Origin of the sequence: Paraburkholderia sp. CNPSo 3076, assembly GCF_026343935.1 — a bacterium.
Lineage (GTDB): Bacteria > Pseudomonadota > Gammaproteobacteria > Burkholderiales > Burkholderiaceae > Paraburkholderia > Paraburkholderia nodosa.
This window is the reverse complement of record NZ_JAPMAL010000045.1, coordinates 25,104-43,020: the sequence shown is the minus strand read 5'-3', so window position 1 is coordinate 43,020 and position 17,917 is coordinate 25,104. Positions and strand designations below refer to the sequence as shown.

At 67.0% G+C, this 17,917-nt stretch carries 20 protein-coding genes and 1 pseudogene; 5 read left to right on the top strand and 16 right to left on the bottom strand.

Annotated features, from left to right (window positions below):
- Nucleotides 1-95: 95 nt before the first annotated feature.
- The 6 genes and pseudogenes from M3A49_RS36510 to M3A49_RS36485 all read right to left on the bottom strand — a co-directional run bounded on the left by M3A49_RS36510 (nt 96) and on the right by M3A49_RS36485 (nt 4,747).
- Entirely contained in the window at nt 96-539 is a 444-nt protein-coding gene (locus M3A49_RS36510; RefSeq protein WP_266233205.1) for a PRC-barrel domain-containing protein, read from the bottom strand.
- 68 nt (nt 540-607) lie between these two features.
- Complete coding sequence (locus M3A49_RS36505) at nt 608-1,108, bottom strand: cupin domain-containing protein (protein WP_266233204.1); 501 nt, start codon at nt 1,106-1,108, stop codon at nt 608-610.
- A 629-nt stretch (nt 1,109-1,737) separates the two neighbouring features.
- Nucleotides 1,738-2,300: pseudogene (locus M3A49_RS36500) on the bottom strand (GNAT family N-acetyltransferase).
- Between the two features lie 10 nt (nt 2,301-2,310).
- Nucleotides 2,311-2,628, bottom strand: a complete 318-nt coding sequence (locus M3A49_RS36495; protein WP_028207023.1) for a YnfA family protein — start codon at nt 2,626-2,628, stop codon at nt 2,311-2,313.
- A gap of 97 nt (nt 2,629-2,725) precedes the next feature.
- Complete coding sequence (gene phnX / locus M3A49_RS36490) at nt 2,726-3,529, bottom strand: phosphonoacetaldehyde hydrolase (RefSeq protein WP_266233203.1); 804 nt, start codon at nt 3,527-3,529, stop codon at nt 2,726-2,728.
- Nucleotides 3,530-3,586: 57 nt separating this feature from the next.
- Entirely contained in the window at nt 3,587-4,747 is a 1,161-nt protein-coding gene (locus M3A49_RS36485) for a 2-aminoethylphosphonate--pyruvate transaminase (RefSeq protein WP_323183469.1), read from the bottom strand.
- Between the two features lie 136 nt (nt 4,748-4,883).
- Here M3A49_RS36485 and M3A49_RS36480 point away from each other — a divergent pair, with 136 nt between their 5' ends.
- Nucleotides 4,884-5,741, top strand: coding sequence for a LysR substrate-binding domain-containing protein (locus M3A49_RS36480; RefSeq protein WP_266233202.1), 858 nt, complete (start codon nt 4,884-4,886; stop codon nt 5,739-5,741).
- Between the two features lie 15 nt (nt 5,742-5,756).
- On the opposite strand, the gene M3A49_RS36475 is transcribed toward M3A49_RS36480, so the two are convergent.
- Entirely contained in the window at nt 5,757-5,978 is a 222-nt protein-coding gene (locus M3A49_RS36475) for a hypothetical protein (RefSeq protein WP_266233201.1), read from the bottom strand.
- Nucleotides 5,979-6,249: 271 nt separating this feature from the next.
- Here M3A49_RS36475 and M3A49_RS36470 point away from each other — a divergent pair, with 271 nt between their 5' ends.
- Complete coding sequence (locus M3A49_RS36470) at nt 6,250-6,903, top strand: phosphoribosyltransferase (protein WP_266233200.1); 654 nt, start codon at nt 6,250-6,252, stop codon at nt 6,901-6,903.
- A 52-nt stretch (nt 6,904-6,955) separates the two neighbouring features.
- Here M3A49_RS36470 and M3A49_RS36465 read toward each other — a convergent pair whose 3' ends face one another.
- The gene (locus tag M3A49_RS36465; RefSeq protein WP_266233199.1) at nt 6,956-7,252 is read right to left on the bottom strand and encodes a YciI-like protein; all 297 of its coding nucleotides are present in this window, start codon (nt 7,250-7,252) and stop codon (nt 6,956-6,958) included.
- A gap of 205 nt (nt 7,253-7,457) precedes the next feature.
- On the opposite strand from M3A49_RS36465, the gene M3A49_RS36460 reads away from it, so the two are divergent.
- From M3A49_RS36460 to M3A49_RS36450, 3 genes are all read left to right on the top strand, one after another.
- Nucleotides 7,458-7,778, top strand: coding sequence for a PsiF family protein (locus tag M3A49_RS36460; protein ID WP_266233198.1), 321 nt, complete (start codon nt 7,458-7,460; stop codon nt 7,776-7,778).
- Nucleotides 7,779-8,106: 328 nt separating this feature from the next.
- Nucleotides 8,107-8,550, top strand: a complete 444-nt coding sequence (locus tag M3A49_RS36455) for a hypothetical protein (RefSeq protein ID WP_266233197.1) — start codon at nt 8,107-8,109, stop codon at nt 8,548-8,550.
- 128 nt (nt 8,551-8,678) lie between these two features.
- On the top strand, nt 8,679-9,266 hold the full coding sequence (locus M3A49_RS36450) for a YSC84-related protein (RefSeq protein WP_254355896.1): 588 nt from the start codon (nt 8,679-8,681) through the stop codon (nt 9,264-9,266).
- A gap of 23 nt (nt 9,267-9,289) precedes the next feature.
- Here the strand turns inward: M3A49_RS36450 and M3A49_RS36445 are convergent, their stop codons facing one another.
- From M3A49_RS36445 to M3A49_RS36410, 8 genes are all read right to left on the bottom strand, one after another.
- A complete protein-coding gene (locus M3A49_RS36445) occupies nt 9,290-10,357 on the bottom strand; it encodes a glycosyltransferase family 4 protein (protein WP_254355895.1) in 1,068 nt (355 codons plus the stop codon).
- A gap of 190 nt (nt 10,358-10,547) precedes the next feature.
- Nucleotides 10,548-11,714 (bottom strand): AAA family ATPase, encoded by a 1,167-nt coding sequence (locus M3A49_RS36440; RefSeq protein WP_266233196.1) that lies wholly within the window; start codon nt 11,712-11,714, stop codon nt 10,548-10,550.
- Nucleotides 11,715-11,817: 103 nt separating this feature from the next.
- Nucleotides 11,818-13,224 (bottom strand): alpha,alpha-trehalose-phosphate synthase (UDP-forming), encoded by a 1,407-nt coding sequence (otsA, locus tag M3A49_RS36435; protein ID WP_266233195.1) that lies wholly within the window; start codon nt 13,222-13,224, stop codon nt 11,818-11,820.
- Nucleotides 13,225-13,269: 45 nt separating this feature from the next.
- Nucleotides 13,270-14,577: a mechanosensitive ion channel family protein gene (locus tag M3A49_RS36430; protein ID WP_266233194.1), complete on the bottom strand. Its 1,308-nt coding sequence runs from the start codon at nt 14,575-14,577 to the stop codon at nt 13,270-13,272.
- A gap of 205 nt (nt 14,578-14,782) precedes the next feature.
- A complete protein-coding gene (locus tag M3A49_RS36425; RefSeq protein WP_028207010.1) occupies nt 14,783-15,145 on the bottom strand; it encodes a Rap1a/Tai family immunity protein in 363 nt (120 codons plus the stop codon).
- Between the two features lie 85 nt (nt 15,146-15,230).
- On the bottom strand, nt 15,231-15,956 hold the full coding sequence (locus tag M3A49_RS36420; RefSeq protein ID WP_266233193.1) for an ankyrin repeat domain-containing protein: 726 nt from the start codon (nt 15,954-15,956) through the stop codon (nt 15,231-15,233).
- Between the two features lie 67 nt (nt 15,957-16,023).
- The gene (locus M3A49_RS36415) at nt 16,024-16,809 is read right to left on the bottom strand and encodes a TatD family hydrolase (RefSeq protein ID WP_028207009.1); all 786 of its coding nucleotides are present in this window, start codon (nt 16,807-16,809) and stop codon (nt 16,024-16,026) included.
- Nucleotides 16,810-16,862: 53 nt separating this feature from the next.
- Nucleotides 16,863-17,906, bottom strand: a complete 1,044-nt coding sequence (locus M3A49_RS36410) for a DNA polymerase III subunit delta' (RefSeq protein WP_266233192.1) — start codon at nt 17,904-17,906, stop codon at nt 16,863-16,865.
- Nucleotides 17,907-17,917: the final 11 nt, after the last annotated feature.

The following is a 17,917-nucleotide window of genomic DNA, read 5'->3' as shown; positions in this document are numbered from 1 at the left end:
CCACTATGGTGTGTGGACGAGGGGCGCGCAATAAGACTTTAGACTCAGGCACTGGCCGTCTTGACGTCCGGCAATCACGCTCGCGTACGAGCGCGTCATTCGTGCGCGTAATTGAACTCGGGCATGGCCTTCAGTTGGTCCTTGTCGGCCTGCAGCACGATCTGTTTGCGGTCGATGCGCAGGTCGTTGAACGGCACGGCCACGAGATGCTTGCCCAAACCGAGGAAGCCGCCCACGGAGAGAATCGCGAAGGCGCCCTGGTTAGGCGACTCGAGCACGATGTCGTCGATCGCGCCGATCTTGCTGCCGCTATTGTCGTAGACATCGGAGCCCACGAGCTTCGAGGCGCGAAAGCCGGTGCCCGACTGCACCGTCGCCATGCGCTGCACGGCGATCGATTGCGGAGCCCCTTGCGCGAGCGCGGCAGACGGCACGCCCAGTGCACAGCCGAACACGCACCCAAACGCGACAACGAGCGCAGTTCCGCGGCGGCAAGCGAGGTCACACAAATCCAGTGGGCGATTCGATTGTGTCGTCATGGTATCCCCTTCCTTTGTGCGAATGCACGGTGAATACCGCACGAATGCAAGCGCTGTGCCTGGCGCACTCAAGCTTGCGCGAGCCAGTGCTCGATCAGCGGGCCGCGTTCGCCGTAAAGGGGATCGCTAGCGGGATACGGGAGCGCCTGCATGGCGCGCAACTCCGCCGACGTCAGAACGTCGCGGCGGATGTCCCACTGCTGCCCGCGCGGATAGCCGCCCGCCACGCGGAAGCCGCCGGCCAGCGAAAGCAGGCAATGGCCCGTGCCGGCCGGCAGCAGCAGCGCGTCGCCGGCATGCACGCGCAGCACGCGCCCGCCCGGGCCGCCGAGAATCAGCTCGGCCGTGCCCGCGAACACGCCGAGCACCTCGTGCGCCGTGGAGTGGAAATGGTGATAGTCGAACACGCCGTCGAGCCATTGCACCGGCCAGCCGTTCGCCTCGAAGCGCTCGTTGAACGCCCTTGCAAGGTCATGGGGGCCCGGTGCCAGCGCGCGCCGATAGACGATGACGGGAAGCCGGTCGTTGTTCGGCACCCATCCGTGCCCGGCCAGGAAGAAAGTTTCCACACCGCTTTTGCCTTGGGCCAGACGGCTTTCGCGCAGATGGCGTTGAAAATGAAAGGCGCGATTTTCGTGCATCGTCTTACTCCCTCGCATCGCTGGCGGCCGACGCGTTCGCTGCGCCGTTTGTCGTTTCTTTTGCCGCGCCCTTTACCGGCTGCTTCGCGTGATGCGGTTTGTGTTTCGAGGAATGCGTCGTTCGCGGGGCCTGCGCGCCTTTGTTGGCGGGCACGCCTTGTGCGACGCCCAGCGAGCTGACGGCGAAGGTGGTCCCTGCTTAAAAAGAAGGCAGCAACCCGCGTACCGGCCCGGGCCCGAGCCCGGCACGGCGTTTGCGGCCAGTCGGGCAAATGGATTCGCGCGAACGCGGCGCCGAGTACCGCGGTGCCACATCAGGCGCACGCTTCGCGCATCCCGGAGAGGTCTATGCGTTCGAATTTCCTTCTCGCCGCCCGTGTTCGACGCGGCCCCGAGGCTCATCTGCCGACCGAGGAGCCCGATAATCCGCGTCGGCCGCCATCGCCTCCGGTGGTGCCGGACGTCGAGCCGCCGCCCGTGCCGGCAGGCGATCCGCCGCCTGAAGCGCCACCCGAGCGCCTGCGCTAGCGTTCCCGGCCGCCATGACGCGGCAGCGCTCAGTCGGCGCCCAGCAGCCGGCGCAACAGGCCCGCCTTCACCTCGGGCCATTCGTCCTCGATGATGCTAAAGCGCACGGAGTCGCGCTTGCGGCCGTCCGGCATGATGCGTTCGCGCCGCACCACACCCTCTTCTTTTGCGCCGAGGCGCAGGATCGCGGCGCGCGACTTCGCGTTGAGCACGTCGGTCGTGAACTGCACGCGGACGCAGCCGAGCGTTTCGAAGGCGTAACTCAGCATCAGGAACTTCACCTACGTGTTCACGATGGTGCGCTGCGCCGAGGCCGCGAGCCACGTGGAGCCGATCTCCAGCTTGCGGTTCTCCCGGTCGACCTTCCAGAAGCGCGTGCTCCCCACCGCGCGATCGCTTTCGCGCAGGCGGATCGTGAACGGGATCACGGTGCCGGCGCTCACCCCATTGAGCGCCCTGGCAATCAGGCGTCGACGGTCGCGGGCCCAGGCACCACCGTCACCTTCAGGTTCCAGAGTTCGCCGATCTCGATGGTTTCCGAGGCGCGCGCGCTTTCTGTTCGACGCGGGCATCGAGGACATGAAGGACGCACACGAGCCCGCTCAGCGCGGCTGGAACATGATGAGCGCCATGCCGGCGAGCGTGAAGCCGATGCCGGCCCAGTCCCAAGGGCTCGGCCGGATCGCCTCGACGGCCCAGAGCCAGAGAATCGCCACGCAGACATAGACGCCGCCGTAGGCCGCATAGGTGCGCCCGGCGGCCGTGGGATGGAGCGTGAGCAGCCACGCGAAGAGCGCGAGCGAGGCCGCGGCGGGCACGAGGAGCCAGGCGCTCGCGCCTTCGCGCAGCCAGCGGTAAGGCAGGTAGCAGCCGATGATCTCGGCGAACGCGGTCACGACGAAAAGCACAAACGTCTTCATGGGCGGCGGCGAGTGGCTGGGGCGCCCATCGTAACGCAAGCGGCGAGGCCGGCTGCGCGATTTTCGCAACGTACCGCTCAGTTCCCTTCAGGTGGGCTCAGGGCCGCTCTCCGCGGGCAAGCCGCGCTTCGATCTCGTTCACCACGGGCAGCAGATCGGCGACGCTGTCGATCACATAGTGCGCGCCCGCCGCGCGCAGGCGTTCCGCCGCGGCGGCGCGGCGGCGCGCGAATTCGTCGGGCGCGAGCGCGCGGACTTCGTCCTCGGACAGGCCGAACGCGTTGCCGCTCACCGCGACGCCCACCGCCCACGTCCCGCCGTTGATGCCCTCCTCGATGCCGACTTCGGTGTCGTCCACCTTGATCGCGTCGCGCGCAAGCCACACGCCGAGTTGCGGCAGCGTGCGATAGATCATGTACGGCGAAGGCCGGCCCTCGGGCGTGTCGCCTGTGCAAACAATGCTGTCCGGTTCGAAACCCTGAGCCTTCGCGCCTGGCACGATCTGGTCGATGATCTCGCGCGTGTAGCCCGTGGTCGTGCCGATGCGTACGCCATCGGCGCGCAGCGCGGCGGTCACGGCCGCCACGCCCGGAATCACGTCGCTGTACTGCGCGGCCACGGCAACGTTCTTCGGCACAAAGACGTCGTACACGGCGTCGATATCGGCTTCGCCCGGCGCGTGGCCGTAGCGCGCTTCCCATGCCGCCGCGACGCGCGGCAGCGCCATCAGCGCCGCGATGTGCGGACGCTTGGCCATGCCCATCGGCCCGCGCGCCTCGTCGATCGTGATCGGCACGCCGAATTGCTCGAAGGTCTCGACGAAGGCGCCCATTGGCGCGCGCGAGCCGTAGTCGACCACGGTGCCGGCCCAGTCGAAGATCACTGCCTTGACGTGTTTCATTGCATGCGTCCTGCTAAAAAGTCGATGATGTGGCGTCTTGACGGCGGTATGCGAGCATCAAGCGGCAAGCGCTTCGCGTGCGCCGAGGTCGAGCGGCGCGGGCGCGGCGCTTGCCACGCCGAGCGTGCGCAGCGCTTCGCCGCACGCGGCCACGACGCGGCGCATGACCGTCTCGTCGAGCGCGCCGATGCAGCCGACGCGAAAGCTCTCCACGCTTGTCAGCTTGCCCGGATAGATGATGAAACCCTGCGTCTTCATCAGTTCGTAGAAGCGCGCGAAGTCGAATGCGGGATCGGCCGGGGAAAAGAACGTGACGATGATGGGCGAGCGCCATGCTTCGGTCAGCAGCGGCTCGAAACCCAGCTCGCGCATGCCCTCGACGAGCACGTCGCGGTTGCGCGCATAGCGCGCGAGGCGCCCCGGCTGGCCGCCTTCGAGCGCGTGCAAGCGCAGCGCCTCGATGAACGCGGCCACCGCGTGCGTGGGCGGCGTGAAGCGCCATTGGCCGGTGCGATTCATGACGTCCCACTGGTCGTAGATATCGAGCGCGAGCGAGTGGCTCACGCCCTTTGCGTTGTTCAGGACTTCTTTTTTCGCGATCACGAAGCCGAAGCCCGGCACGCCCTCGATGCACTTGTTGGCCGAGGAGACGAATGCGTCGCAAGGCAGCGTGCGCACGTCGAGCGGCACCGCGCCGAACGCGCTCATCGAGTCGACCAGTAGGCGCCGCCCCTGGCGGGCCGTCACGGCCGCGATCTCTTCGATCGGGTTCAGAATGCCCGAGCTGGTCTCGCAGTGGACGGCGACGACATGCGTGATGTCCGGGTTCGCGATCAGCAGTTGCTCGACGTCTTCGGCGCGCGGCGGCAGGTAGTCGCCGGTGTCGTGCACGGTGTGCTGGCGGCCCAGGTAGCGCAGCGTCGTGGCGATGCGCTTGCCATACGCGCCGTTGGCGAGCACGAGCGCGTGGCCGTCGCGCGGCACGAAACTGCCGAGCATCGCCTCGACGCAATAGCTGCCGCTGCCCTGCAACGGCACGCAGTCGTATTCACCCTGCTCGTCGCCCGCGACCTGAAGCAGCGCAGCGCGCAATTGCGCGGTCATGGCACGGAAGTCGGCGTCCCACGAGCCCCAGTCGCGCTGCATCGCGGCCTTGGTCGAAGCCGCAGTGGTAAGCGGTCCTGGGGTCAGGAGATACGGCTCGGCGGGGGTGGTCATGCGGGCTCCAGTGGCGTCGGGACTGTCAATTCCGACACATTAACGCAGCGCTCTCCATCGGTAAAATCGATATAATCGATGTCGATATAAGTTGAACTTATCCCCAGTTTCCCCCCTGTTGCCGGAGCGCTTCGACATGCAATACGCGCAGTTGCGGGCCTTTCACGCAGTCGCCGAACATGGCGGGTTCTCACGCGCCGCGCAGGCGCTCTCACTCACGCAGCCGGCCGTATCGGACCATGTGCGGCGGCTCGAACAGGATTTCGGGGTCAAACTGTTCGAGCGCGGGCCTCGCGGTGTCGAACTTACGGAACTGGGGCGACGACTCTTCGCGGTGACGCGCCAGATGGTGGGGTGCGAACGCGACGCGCGGCGGCTGCTCGAAGCGGCGGGGGCGCTCGAATCGGGCGAACTTGCCCTCGCCGCCGACGCGCCCGACCTCGCCATCAAGCTGATCGGCGCGTTCAGGCGGCGCTATCCGGGGGTGGTGATCAAGCTCTCGATTGCGAACGCGACCGAATGCATGCGCCGCGTCCTCGCGAGCGAAGCCGACGCCGCGATCACGGCCGCGCGCCAGGTGCACAGCCGGCTGCAGGCGCGCGTGCTGCGCGAGGAACCGCTCGTCGCGGTCGTGCCCGCCGAGAGTCCCGCCGCGAAAAAGCGCCGTATGACTTACGAGGAGCTCGTGCTCGAGCCGATGGTGTTTCGCGAAACGCATTCGGTCACGCAGCAGTTGCTCGAAGCCGAACTCGTGCGTAAAGGACTGCAGGTCCAGCCCGTGCTCTACGTGGACGGCCGCGAGGCGTTGCAAACGGCCATTGCGCAGGGCGTGGGCGTGGGCGTGATCGCGCATGCGGAATTCGGCGAGTCGCGGCGCATTCGCATGCTGCCGCTCGTGAACTGCCAGGTGCGCATGGTCGAATCGCTCACGCGCCTCGCCGACACGTCCTCGTCGAATCTGCTTGACGCGCTCTTTGCCACTCCGCTCGACTGAGCAGCGCCAGGACCGTCAGGACACCACGATGGCGGTGCCGACGGCATGGAGCAGATCGCGCAGCGTTTCGGCCTGCTCCATGCGCGCGCCGTGGCGCAGGTGAATGCGCAGCGCCCGGCCCGCAATGCCGTCGACCGGGCGCGCGAGCCAGAGTTCGACGGCGAGCCCGAGGCCGTCGGGCGCATCGGGCACGACAGGTTCGACGACGCGCGGCTTGAAGGCGGCGGATTCGGACATGGCTAGACCTCGTCGGTGGCGGGATCGACTTCATCGTAGCGAGGCGACACGCCAGCGCCAAACGAGAAATCCGCGTATGCAAATGAGCGCCGCCCCGCATTGGATCACGCGGGCGGTGGCATGCATGCCCCGCTCGCGCCGCGCGCCGCTTCGTGGGGGCCTGCGGGGGGTGGCTCTTTTACCAGCAGCATGTGCCCGCGAGTGGCAAACTGAACGCATCGTTGCGCGGCCATTTGCCTGTTTGCCTGCAACGAGATGGGAGGACCTCTTCATGGAACGCCCCTTTACCGATCGCCGCGAGGCGGGCCGTTTGCTCGCCGGCCCGCTCTCGGCCTACGCGGACAGACGCGACGTCATCGTGCTCGCGCTGCCGCGCGGCGGCGTGCCGGTAGCCTATGAAGTCGCGAAGGCGCTGCATGTGCCGCTCGATGTCTTGCCCGTGTGCAAGCTCGGCCTGCCCTGGCAGACGGAACTCGCCATGGGCGCGCTGTCGTCGAACGGCGCACAGTACGTGGACAGCGCGCTCGTGCGCAGCGCCGGCGTGAGCGAGGCACAGTTGCAGAGTGCCATGGCGCTTGCGCGCATCGAGCTTGGACGGCGCGAGGCGCGCTATCGCGGCGAGCGTGCGCCGCTAGCCGTGGCGGGCCGTGTGGCGGTCGTCGTCGACGACGGCATGGCCACGGGCGCGTCGCTCAAGGCAGCGGCGCTCGCGCTCGCCACGCTGGGCCCCGCGCGTATCGTCGCGGCGCTGCCGGTCGCGCCCGCGGGCTCGCAGGACCGGCTCGGCGGGACCGTGGACGAATTCGTCTGCGCGCGCATGCCCGAGGCGTTCTACAGCGTCGGCCAGTTCTATCTCGACTTCGATCAGGTCAGCGACGACACCGTGCGCGACCTGTTGGCTCAAGCGGCGGCTGACGACGCGTAGATCCAGGCCGCGCCGGACGTGCCGCCGCTCTCACAACCGCTGCCCTCGCGCTCTATCGCACCGGATTCGACGCCGCTTCGCCCACTACCGTTTGCCAGGGCCGCACGCGCCAATGCTTCACGAGCCCCGAGAGCACATACGGGTCGGCGCGCGCGAACGCTTCGGCCGCGGCCGGGCTGTCCCCCTGAAAAAGCAGCAGCGCATTGTCGACGGGATCGGCAATCGCCCCCGCTAGCAGCAACTCGCCGCGTTCGACGGCGGCCCATGCCAGCTCCAGATGCGCGCGACGGTGTTCGGGACGGCGTTCGAGGTAGTCGTCTGCGAGTTCGTACATCAAGAGGTAATGCATCCGCGTTCTCCGTGCTGTTGCGGCCGCGCCGGACAGCGTCGACGGCCGATAGCGAACATTGTGCAGCAGCGCGCGCGTCAACCGAACACATTGCTGCGTCGTTTTAATGGCGGCTTTGCCATAATGGCGGCGCGCGAGAGTCGCACCGGCCATTCACGGCGGGCCGCACGTCAACTGAGAACGTCCAAAGTCAAGGGAGTGAACGATGAAGATGCAATCCGTCATTGCTGCAATCGTGCTGGGCGGCGCGCTGGCCGCGCCGGCGTTCGCACAGACCGCCGCACCCGCTTCCGCGCCGGCGGCGAACAGCCAGCAGAACAAGATGAAGGCATGCAACGCCCAGGCCGGCGACAAGAAAGGCGACGATCGCAAGGCATTCATGAAGCAGTGCCTTTCGGCTACCGGCGCTCCCGCTCCGACCATGACCCAGCAGGAGCGCATGAAGGCGTGCAACGCCCAGGCCGGCGACAAGAAGGGCGACGACCGCAAGGCATTCATGAAGACCTGCCTCTCGACGAAGAGCTGAGCGAAGGGGTTCGGGCACCCTCCCGCACCCTTTTGCACCGGCAGGATCGGCGCGCCGCAACGTTTGCTGTGGCGCGTTTTTTATGCGCCGGTTTTGTGCGCTGCAACGGTTGTTCGATCTCCGCGCGCCTGTGTCGTCGATTGTGCGAATCATCGCCGAAGTATGCGAAATCGTGCGGATTTGCGCGGGTTTTCGTATTCCCCCGCATTCGGACGTGCCGTTTTTCTCCTATGATGGCTGCAGCGGCGGCCCCTCCCCGAAAAATCACACATTAGCCATCGGGCTGCCGCGTTGACGTTGATGCCAATGGCATCGAACGGAGGCGCAGATGGCATGGAGACACAAGAACCGCTGGTTTCGCCGCTGGCTCATGGTGATCACCTTCTGGCTCGTGCCGGTGATGATCGTCGTGGTGCGCGAGGTTCAGGACGAGATGGCGTATAACCGCGCGGATTTGCAGCGCGCGCTGACCACCTGGACCTTCACCGACGCCGAGCGCGACGCCGGCGCCCCGTTGCGCTGCCACGGCACGCCCGAAACCGCGCGTGCAGCCGGCTGCCCCGCCGGGGTACTTGCGGCGAACGCGCAGCGGCAGCGGGAAGCGCGCGACGAATACGCCGTGCGGCGCACGACGCTCGCGGGCTACCTGTGGCACGCGTTCGTCGGTTACTGGGTCGTGCCCGCTGCAGTGCTGCTCGCGATCGGCGTGCTGATCGGCGGCGTGAAGCGCGCCCTGCGGCGGCCCACGGCCAAGCCAGTGCCGGAGCGCTAGCGCTTCTCGTGCAGGCTCCAGCGCGCAGCGTTTGTGCTGCGCAGCCTCAAAGTGCGGGTCGGGACGTTCGGGTATAACGACAGGACGCCGTGACATCGCGGCGCCCGGCAACAAGAACGGAGAACAAGATGACCGCATCTCGCATGCTTTTGAAGGCTTCTGTCGCAATCGCCGTCGGCGTCGCGGCACTCTCGGGCTGCACCACCACCGGCAGCCAGGCACCCAGTGCCGCGACCAATGCATCGCGCGCCCAGTCGATCAACTCCGACGTCGACGCCACCCTGTCGCGCCTCTATCAGACCGTGCCGGGCTCGCGCGAGCTGGTCGGCAAGGCTCGCGGCATTCTCGTGTTTCCGCGTGTGATCCAGGCGGGCATCGGCGTCGGCGGCGAACACGGCGACGGCGCGCTGCGCGTGGGCGGCAGCACGGTTGGCTTCTACAGCACGTCGTCGGCTTCGGTCGGCGCAACGCTAGGCGTGCAGTCGAAGTCCGTCATCTATCTCTTCATGACCGAAGACGCGCTGGCGAAATTCCGCAATTCGAGCGGCTGGTCGGCAGGCGGCGACGCATCGGTCGCGCTCGTGAAGGTCGGCGCGAACGGCTCGATCGATACCACCACGGCGACCAAGCCCGTGCAGGTCTTCGTGCTCACCAATAGCGGGCTGATCGGCGACCTCTCGCTCGGCGGCACGAAGATCACGAAACTCGACCTCTAAGCGCAGCGCGAACGTCCGCGCGCTCAGGTCGCGGACGTATCGATCACCTTGAAGCGCGAGCGCTTGTTCGCGCGAATCACCGCCTCATACGCCTGCACGTACTCCTGTGCCATGCGGTGCGAGGTGAAACGCTCTTCGAAGCGGCGCCGCACGCCGGCGCGCGGAACGCGCGCGATGCGGTTCACCGCCGCCACGGCGCCGATCTCGTCCTCGACGATAAAGCCCGTCACGCCCTCCTCCACCACCTCCGGCACCGCACCACGATTGAACGCGATCACTGGCGTGCCGCACGCCATCGCCTCGATCATCACGAGGCCGAACGGCTCCGGCCAGTCGATCGGGAACAGCAGCGCATGGGCGCCGGAGAGGAATTCGGCCTTCTGGCTGTCGTTGATCTCGCCCACGTACTCGACGTGCGGCAGCGCAAGCAACGGCTTGATGTCGCGCTCGAAATACTCGCGGTCGGCTTCGTCGACCTTCGCGGCGATCCGGATGGGCAACCCGCAGCGCCCGGCAATGCGTATCGCCGTGTCGACGCGTTTTTCAGGCGAAATACGGCCGAGAAACGCAAGATAGCGCGGCTCGACGGGCTGCGGCGTGTAAAGCGTCTCGGGCAGGCCGTGGTATACGGTGCGCAGCCAGCGCGCCTGCGGCATGGGCTGGCGCTGTGCATTCGAGATCGAGATGACGGGCGCGGTGTTGAACGTATCGAAGACCGGCTGCTGCTCGGGCAGGTCGAGACGGCCATGCAGCGTCGTCACGAACGGCGTTTCCTGGCGCTTGAACACCGAAAACGAGTAGTAGTCCATATGGAAATGCAACACGTCGAACTGGTCGGCCTGGCGGCGCACCATCTCCATGAGGAGCATGTGCGGTGCAATGCGGTCGCGGATGCCGGGGTCGAGCCGCAGCGCGCGGGGCCACACGGGCTCGAGCTTCGCGCTCGTGAGCGAATCGCCGCTCGCGAACAGCGTGACGTCGTGCCCGAGTTCGACCAGCGCTTCGGTGATATACGACACAGCGCGCTCGGTGCCGCCATAGAGCTTCGGCGGGACCGATTCGGTCAGTGGGGCGATCTGCGCAATTCTCATCGAGTGTCTCCAGGAAACGGGGCCGCGTTGCCCGTTCTTGCGGTGCCGGTCATTCTAAGCCAGGTCCGGGCGGCCATCGGCGACGCAGCAGTTGTCCCATTATTCGGCAAGCCGGGCGCGCGCGCCGCCAGTCTTTCAATTTCTATACGGTGTTACATGCCGAAACAACCCCTGCGTTTGCCCTACCGGCCTACCTGGCGGGCCATTTCCAGGCCGGCACCTCGAGCGTGTCCGGATCGGCGAACCCGGTTGCGCCGAGGCGCCGTTCGAGCACGACCGACTGGCTGCCGGCCTCGCGCTCCAGCGCCGCCACGAGCCGAGCCGCGTGCGAGACGACGATGACCTGCGAGTGCCGCGACGCCCGCGCGATGAGCCGCGCGAGCGACGGCAGCAGGTCCGGATGCAGGCTCGTCTCGGGCTCGTCGAGCACCAGCAGGCCGGGCGGCCGCGGGCTCAGCAGCGCGGCCGCGAGCAGCAGGTAGCGCAAGGTCCCGTCCGAGAGTTCCGCGCCGCGCAGCGGCCGCAATAGCCCCTCCTGGCGCAGCGCCACCTCGAAGCGGCCTTCGTGATTCACGATTTCGACGCGCGCGCCCGGAAAGGCGTCGCCGATCGCAGTATCGAGCGCCTCGCCGTCGCCGATCTCGCGGATCGTCTGCAGCGCGGCAGCGAGGTTTGCGCCGTTGTCGGCGAGCACTGGCGAATGCGTGCCGATCTGCACCTGGCGCGCGCTCGCGTGCTCGTCGGTGCGGAAGTGGTCGTAGAAGCGCCACGAGCGAATTTGCTCGCGCACGGCGATCATTTCGGGCGCGCCACGCGGGTCGGCGTACTCGGTCATCATGCTGTCGAAGCTCGCCACGGGCTGCGCGAGTGTCGTCCACTCGCCCGAGGCGTCGCGGATGCGGATCATCGGCCCCTGGCGGTCCACGAGCAACGCCGAGGGCCGCAGGGTCGGCCCGCTCCAGATGCACTCGCGCTTGATCACCGGGTCGAGCGAAAACTGCGAAGTGGACGAAAGCAGCGGCAATCCCAGATCGATCGCGTAACCGAAGGCGTCGCCCGCGAAGCCCAGGCGCAGGCTCACCGCATCCTTGCGCACCGTGCCCTGTACCGCGTATTCCCCCGCCGCGACCGCGCGCGAGAAGCGCTCCGGGCCCGCCCACAGCGTGGATTGCAGGCCGCCTTCGCGCGCCAGCGACGGAATCACGCCGCCGCGCGCGGTGAGCGCGAGCAGGCGCAACGCGCGATAGAGATTCGACTTGCCACTGCCGTTCGGACCGGTCACGACATTGAGCGCACCGAGCGGCACGATGAGCTCGCGCAGCGAGCGGTAGTTGGCGATGGCGAGCGTAGTCAGCATGGAGGTGCGCGGGGTTGCATGGCAGTTGCTCGGCGGGTGCCTGGATCAGCCACGCATCATACGCAATCGTGCCAGCGCGCGAACCGCCTGTGGCCGGTATCGATCAGCGCGGCTGGGTCACCGCCGCGAGATCGCGCAGGAAGGTGTCTCGCCACACGCCGAGATCGTTGCGTCTGAGGGCCTCCATGTTGGTCTGGTAGCGCGCCTGGCGCTCTTCGAGCGGCATCGAGAGCGCGCGCTCCAGCGCCTCCGACATGCCGGTCGCATCATGAGGATTCACGAGCAATGCGCCCGAGAGTTCGGCCGCCGCGCCCGCGAAGATCGACAGCACGAGCACGCCCGGATCGTTTGGATTCTGCGCGGCCACATACTCCTTGGCGACGAGGTTCATGCCGTCGTGCAGCGGCGTCACGTAGCCGATCTGCGACTCGCGAAAGAGCGACATCAGCTTCCAGCGGTCGTACTGTTGGCTCAGATAGCGGATCGGCGTGTAATCGAGGCCCGAGTAGCGGCCGTTGATGCGCCCGGCCTCCCGCTCCAGCTCCTCGCGTATCACCTTGTAGCTCGCGACATCCGAGCGTGTCGGCGGCGCGATCTGCACGAGCGTGACCTTGCCGCGCCATTCGGGCGACGTTTCCAGCAACTGCTCGAACGCATGGAAACGCTCGACGAGACCCTTCGAATAGTCGAGCCGGTCCACGCTCATGATGAGCTTGCGCCCTTCCAGACTCTGCTTGAGGTCGAGCACGTGCTGGCGGCTTTCATAACGCGCGGCCTGCTCGGCGATCTCGTCCGGAAACACGCCGATGCGATAGACCCCCGTGCGCAGCTTGCGGCCATACGCCTCGACCTCGCCGTGCTCCGGATTGCCGACACGCTCGCTGACGTTGCCGCGCGCCTCGCGCGCGATGTAGTCGTGGAACGCCTGCTGATCGTTCTGCGTCTGGAAGCCTAGCAGGTCATAACAGCACAGCGACCTGACGAGTTCGTCGTGCGGCGGAATGGTCTGCAGCACCTGCGGCGAAGGAAACGGAATATGCAGGAAGAAACCGATGCGGTTGCGCACGCCCTCCGAGCGCAGCGCCTCGGCGAACGGAATCAGGTGATAGTCGTGGACCCAGATGTTGTCGTCCGGGTGGATCAGCTTCATGAGCTTGTGCGCGAGCCACGCGTTCACGCGGCGGTAGCCCGCATATTCGTCGCGCTCGTAGCGCGCGAGGTCGTTGCGGTAGTGGAAGACCGGCCAGAGCGTGGCGTTCGAGAATCCGCGGTAGTACTGATCGTAGTCCTTGCGCGTGAGGCCGACGGTCGCAAAGGTGACGTGGCCTTCTTCGACGAGCGTCGGCCCCGCGTTCGCCACCGTCTCGCTCACCACGTCGCCGCTCCAGCCGAACCACACGCCGCCCGCGTCCTTCAGCGCGCCGAATACGCCGACCGCGAGGCCGCCTGCCGAGCCCTTGGTCTCCGTCGGCGTCGCCACGCGGTTCGAGACGACTATCAGTCTGCCCATCTTGCTGTTCCTCCTCCTTTCCCTCACGACCGCTATCAGCGGTTATCAACGATTGTCGCGGCGGCTTTCAGTCGCCGGCTCGCGGGCGTCATTGGCTTGCGCTGCGTCCGCTCCCTTAGCCGCTTCGGACGCCGGCCGCACCTGCCGGTGCGTCTCCAGCTCCTCGCCGTCCCCCGGCACGCGCGTGCCCGTCACGGGATCCGCCTCAGTATGTGCCGCCGTGCTCGCCGCCGCCTGCCGCGCCGGGCGCCGCACGAAGGACGGCAGTTCTCCGGTGCTGCTTTCGAGCTCCGCCGAAACTTCGGCGCGCGCGCGAGGCAGGAACTGCGGATAGTGCTCGTTGACGAAATCGAGCAGCCCTTCGCGCACACGGCAGCGCAAATCGAAGTTCAGGCCGGAGTCGCGCGAACTCACCAGCACGCGCACCTGCATCGCGCGCTCGTTGGCGTCGGTGACCTGTAAAACCTGCACGCGGCGGTCCCATTCGGGCGCGCCGTCGACGATGCGCGCGAGCGCCTCGCGCAGCGGCGCGAGCGGCATGCGGTAATCGAGCCACAGAAACACCGTGCCGATGATCTGCGAGCTGCTGCGCGTCCAGTTCGCGAACGGATTCTCGATGAACCATTGCAGCGGCACGATGAGCCGCCGCTGGTCCCAGATCCGCACCGAAACATAGGTGCCGGTAATTTCCTCGATGCGCCCCCACTCGCCCTGGATCACGACCACGTCGTCGAGCCGGATCGGCTGCGAGAGCGCGATCTGCAAACCGGCAATCAGATTCCCTAGCACGGGGCGTGCCGCGATACCGGCAACGAGACCGGCAACACCGGCCGAAGCCAGCAGGCTCGCGCCGATCTGCCTCACGTTCGGGAAGGTCATGAGCGCCGCGCCCACACCCACGATGATGATGAGCACCATCACCGTACGCGCGAGCACGCGGGCCTGAGTGTGGATGCGGCGGGCCTGGAGGTTGTCGGCGATGTCGAGCGGATGGGCGGCGATGATGGCCTCGCCGATCGCCGCCGCGCAGCGCACCGAAAGCCAGGTGATCGCGCCGATCAGCGCGAACGCGCACAGCTCGCGCAGACCGCTGATGTGCCGGAGCGTATCGGGCGCCTGCCACCAGACGAATTCGATCGCGAGGATCGCGAGCACGGCGAGCGCAGGCTTGCGGATATAGCGCAGGAACACGCTGACGCGCGGATACGGGCGTGCGATGCGCAGCAAGACGCGGCCGCCGCCCCAGTGCAGGGCGAACGCGAAAACGAGCGCGAGCGCGCTCACGAGCAACGTGCCGAGCCAGTCCTGCAGCGGCGCGTCGGTGAAACGGGAGAGATCGTCGAGTGTCGGCATCTGCGGCCAGTTCCTCCTGAGCATCCTGAGCAAAGGGCGACGCTTGGAAACGGCACGGGCGCAGGCCCGCGGACGGCCACGGCGATGGTGACAGCTGGCCTCGCTGCGGCCTCGATGATGAACGGCGCGGCGGTAGTAGTCGCCGCGTCGTGTTTGTAGCGATATCTAACTACGGACTACTGGTTACGACTTGAACCCGCCGGCTTCAACTGCCGTTGCCGGTCTTGCAGGGAAACGCCTTGCCGAGCCCGAGCGAAATGGCGGTACTGGCGTTGTAGCCGGCCACGTTCGGGTTGTCGGCAATGTACTTGCGCACCGCGTCGGTGAGTTGCGCCGAGCGCGCATCGGGCGGCAGGCAGAAGTATTGACCCACGCGCGGCCCGGTAGTGCCGCCGATGGCGTCGATGGTGTTAAAGATGCCGTCCGCGGCACCTTCGATATAGGCAGCGCACGCGCTGCGCGAAGCCACATCGGTCTTCGTGCAGAGCCGGTTGAGGTCGCTTGCCGTGAATGCGAAAGCGGAGAGCGGCAACGCCATCGCGCCCGCACAGATCAGAACCCGCAGCATGGTTCTCCTTGAGTTGTCGTGGGGAGCGGCGCATCTAGCGCCGCCGGGCGGCCGCGTTGGTCCAGTGCGGCCGTCTTCATCCCCATTATTTTGCACTGTTTTGCGGCGCTGCCGGGCTCGCCGTGGAGAGGCCAGCCTGGGTCATGCGCGCCGTGAGGTCCTTGATCGCGTCCGGCGCCTTGTACTGGCGCGCGAAATCGAGCGCCGTCATGCCGATCTGGTTCTTCGCGCCAAGCGTCGCGCCGTGCTCGAGCAGCATCTGGAGCGTCGTGAGATGGTCGCCGCGCGCGGCCATCATGAGCGGCGTCGTGCCGTTGGGCGACAGCGCGTTGACGTCGGCCGAATAGCCGATCAGCAGCTTCGCGACGTCGTCGTTGCCGTTCGCGGCGGCGTAGTGCAGCGGCGTCCAGCCCTTCTTGTTGACCTCGGCGCCCTTGGTGATGAGGAGCTTCACGAAGTCCACGTCGCCGTTGAGCGAGGCGAGCATCAGCGCGTTTTCGCCAGCGCGGTCTTCGGCGGCGATGTTCGTTTTCGGGTTGTCGAGCAGCAGCGCCCCGACCTTGTCGGACTTCTCGCGCGCGGCGAGCACGAGGAGCGGCATGCCCTGGTCGTCGGTGGCGTTCGGGTCCATGCCTCCCGCGAGCGCTTTTTGCACGCCCTTGTCGTCGTCGAACTTGACGCTCTTGATGAGCGAGTCGAGCGGAGCGGCATGCGCCGGGGCGCCGAACAGGGTGGCGGCGACGCCGAGCACGAGCGCGGCGGCAGTACGGCGCACAGGGTTGGCGGCGTGCGGGAGCGGTTTCAAGTTCATGTCAAGCCTTAACGTTATCTGCTATCTCGTTGATATTTAACACCATTGACAGCATGCGGTTCGCGATTCAGGCCTGCGGCTGGATCTTGAAGAGCCGGAAAAAGTTCTGCGTGGTGACAGCGCCAAGTTCGGCGTCCGGCAATCCGCGTTGCTGCGCAATGAATCTTCCGACATGGCTCACGTACGCAGGTTCATTGGGTTTGCCACGAAATGGCACTGGCGCGAGGTACGGCGAATCGGTTTCGATCAAAAGGCGCTCGATCGGCACGCGGCGCGACACCTCCTGGACATCGGTCGCGCTCTTGAACGTCACGATGCCTGAAAGCGAGATGTAAAAATTCTGCGCGAGCGCGCGCTCGGCAATCGCCCACGGCTCCGTGAAGCAATGCATCACGCCGCCCGGTTCGCCCGCGCGCTCTTCTTCCATGATGCGGAGAGTGTCGTCCGAAGCGGCTCGCGTATGGACGATGAGCGGCTTGCCCGTGGCGTGCGCCGCGCGAATGTGCGTGCGAAAGCGCTCGCGCTGCCATTCCATGTCGGCGATCGTGCGCTCGCCCAGGCGATAGTAATCGAGTCCCGTTTCACCGATCGCCACCACTTTCGGGTGCTCAGCCAGCTCGACCAGCTCGGCCACCGTCGGCTCGCGCATGTGCTCGTGGTCGGGATGCACACCGACCGACGCATAGACGTTCTCGTAGCGGCTCGCGATATCGAGCACCGAAGGCAGCGTTTCGAGGTCCACCGATACGCATAGCGCGTGCGTGACGGCGTTCGCGCGCATGTTCTCGAGCACCTGCGGGAGGCGGTCGCCGAGGCCCTCGAAATTAATGTGGCAATGTGAATCGACAAACATGGGTGGTCCTGCGATGGAGGATTCGGGTCTGATCGTGGACGTCGGCGTGCACGTCAGGCGAACAGTTCACGATAGCCGAGAAAGAGTTCCTCGAACACGAGGCGCGCATTCAGCGGATGGTTTTCCACGGCGCGCTGGCGCGTGACCGTCTTCAGGTAGCGCGCCAGCGCCGCAGCGTCGAGCTTCGCGGCGCAGCGCGCGAGGCCGCCGGCGGCCTGCGGAAAGTAGCGCGGGCGGCCCGCCGTGCGCTCGGCGAGCAGATCGTAGACCCAGCGCTGCAGCCAGCCGAGCACGAGCGGCACCGGCAGCTTCTGCAGCGTTTCGCCGCAGGAGAAGGCGTCGCAGGCAGGGCCTGCCGCGAGCTGGGCCAGGGTCCAGTCGCGCAGCGTGCGGTTTTCGTCGTGCGCGAGCGCGAGCGCCGCGAGGGGCGCGCCGCCGGCTTCCGCGAGCAGCGCCGGCGCGTCGGCCACGCCCTGCTGTGCAAGCCAGGCCGCGGCGGCTTCAGGCGCGGGCGTGCCCATGGGCCACTGACGGCAACGGCTGATGATGGTCGGCAGCAGGCGGTCGATGCGCGCCGACACCACGAGGAATACCACGCCCGCGGGCGGTTCTTCGAGCGTCTTCAGCAGCGCGTTCGCGGCGGCGACGTTGAGCGCCTCGGCCGGATACAGCACGACCACGCGCAGGCCGCCGCGGTGCGAGCCCACGCCCGTGAAGCCGAGCAGCGCACGCACCTGCTCGATGCGGATTTCCTTGCTTGGCGCGCGGCCCTTCTTGCCCTCTTCGCCGTCGGCCTTGTCCGCCTTTTCGGCTTTGGCGTCATCGTCGCCGGCCTGGCCGATCTCGCCCGCCAAGGCCTCGGGCACGACGATGCGGTAATCCGGATGATTGCCCTGGACGAACCAGTTGCATGCCGCACAGGCGCCGCACGGCTCGCCGCCCGCCTGCGGCGCTTCGCAGAGCAGCCCCTGCGCGAGATGCTGCGCGAACTGGAGCTTGCCGATGCCCGCCTGCCCATGCAGCAGCAGCGCATGCGGCCAGTGGCTGCGCAGTTGCTGCAGGCGTTGCCAGTCGTCGGTTTGCCAGGGATAGATCATCTTCGGAATCA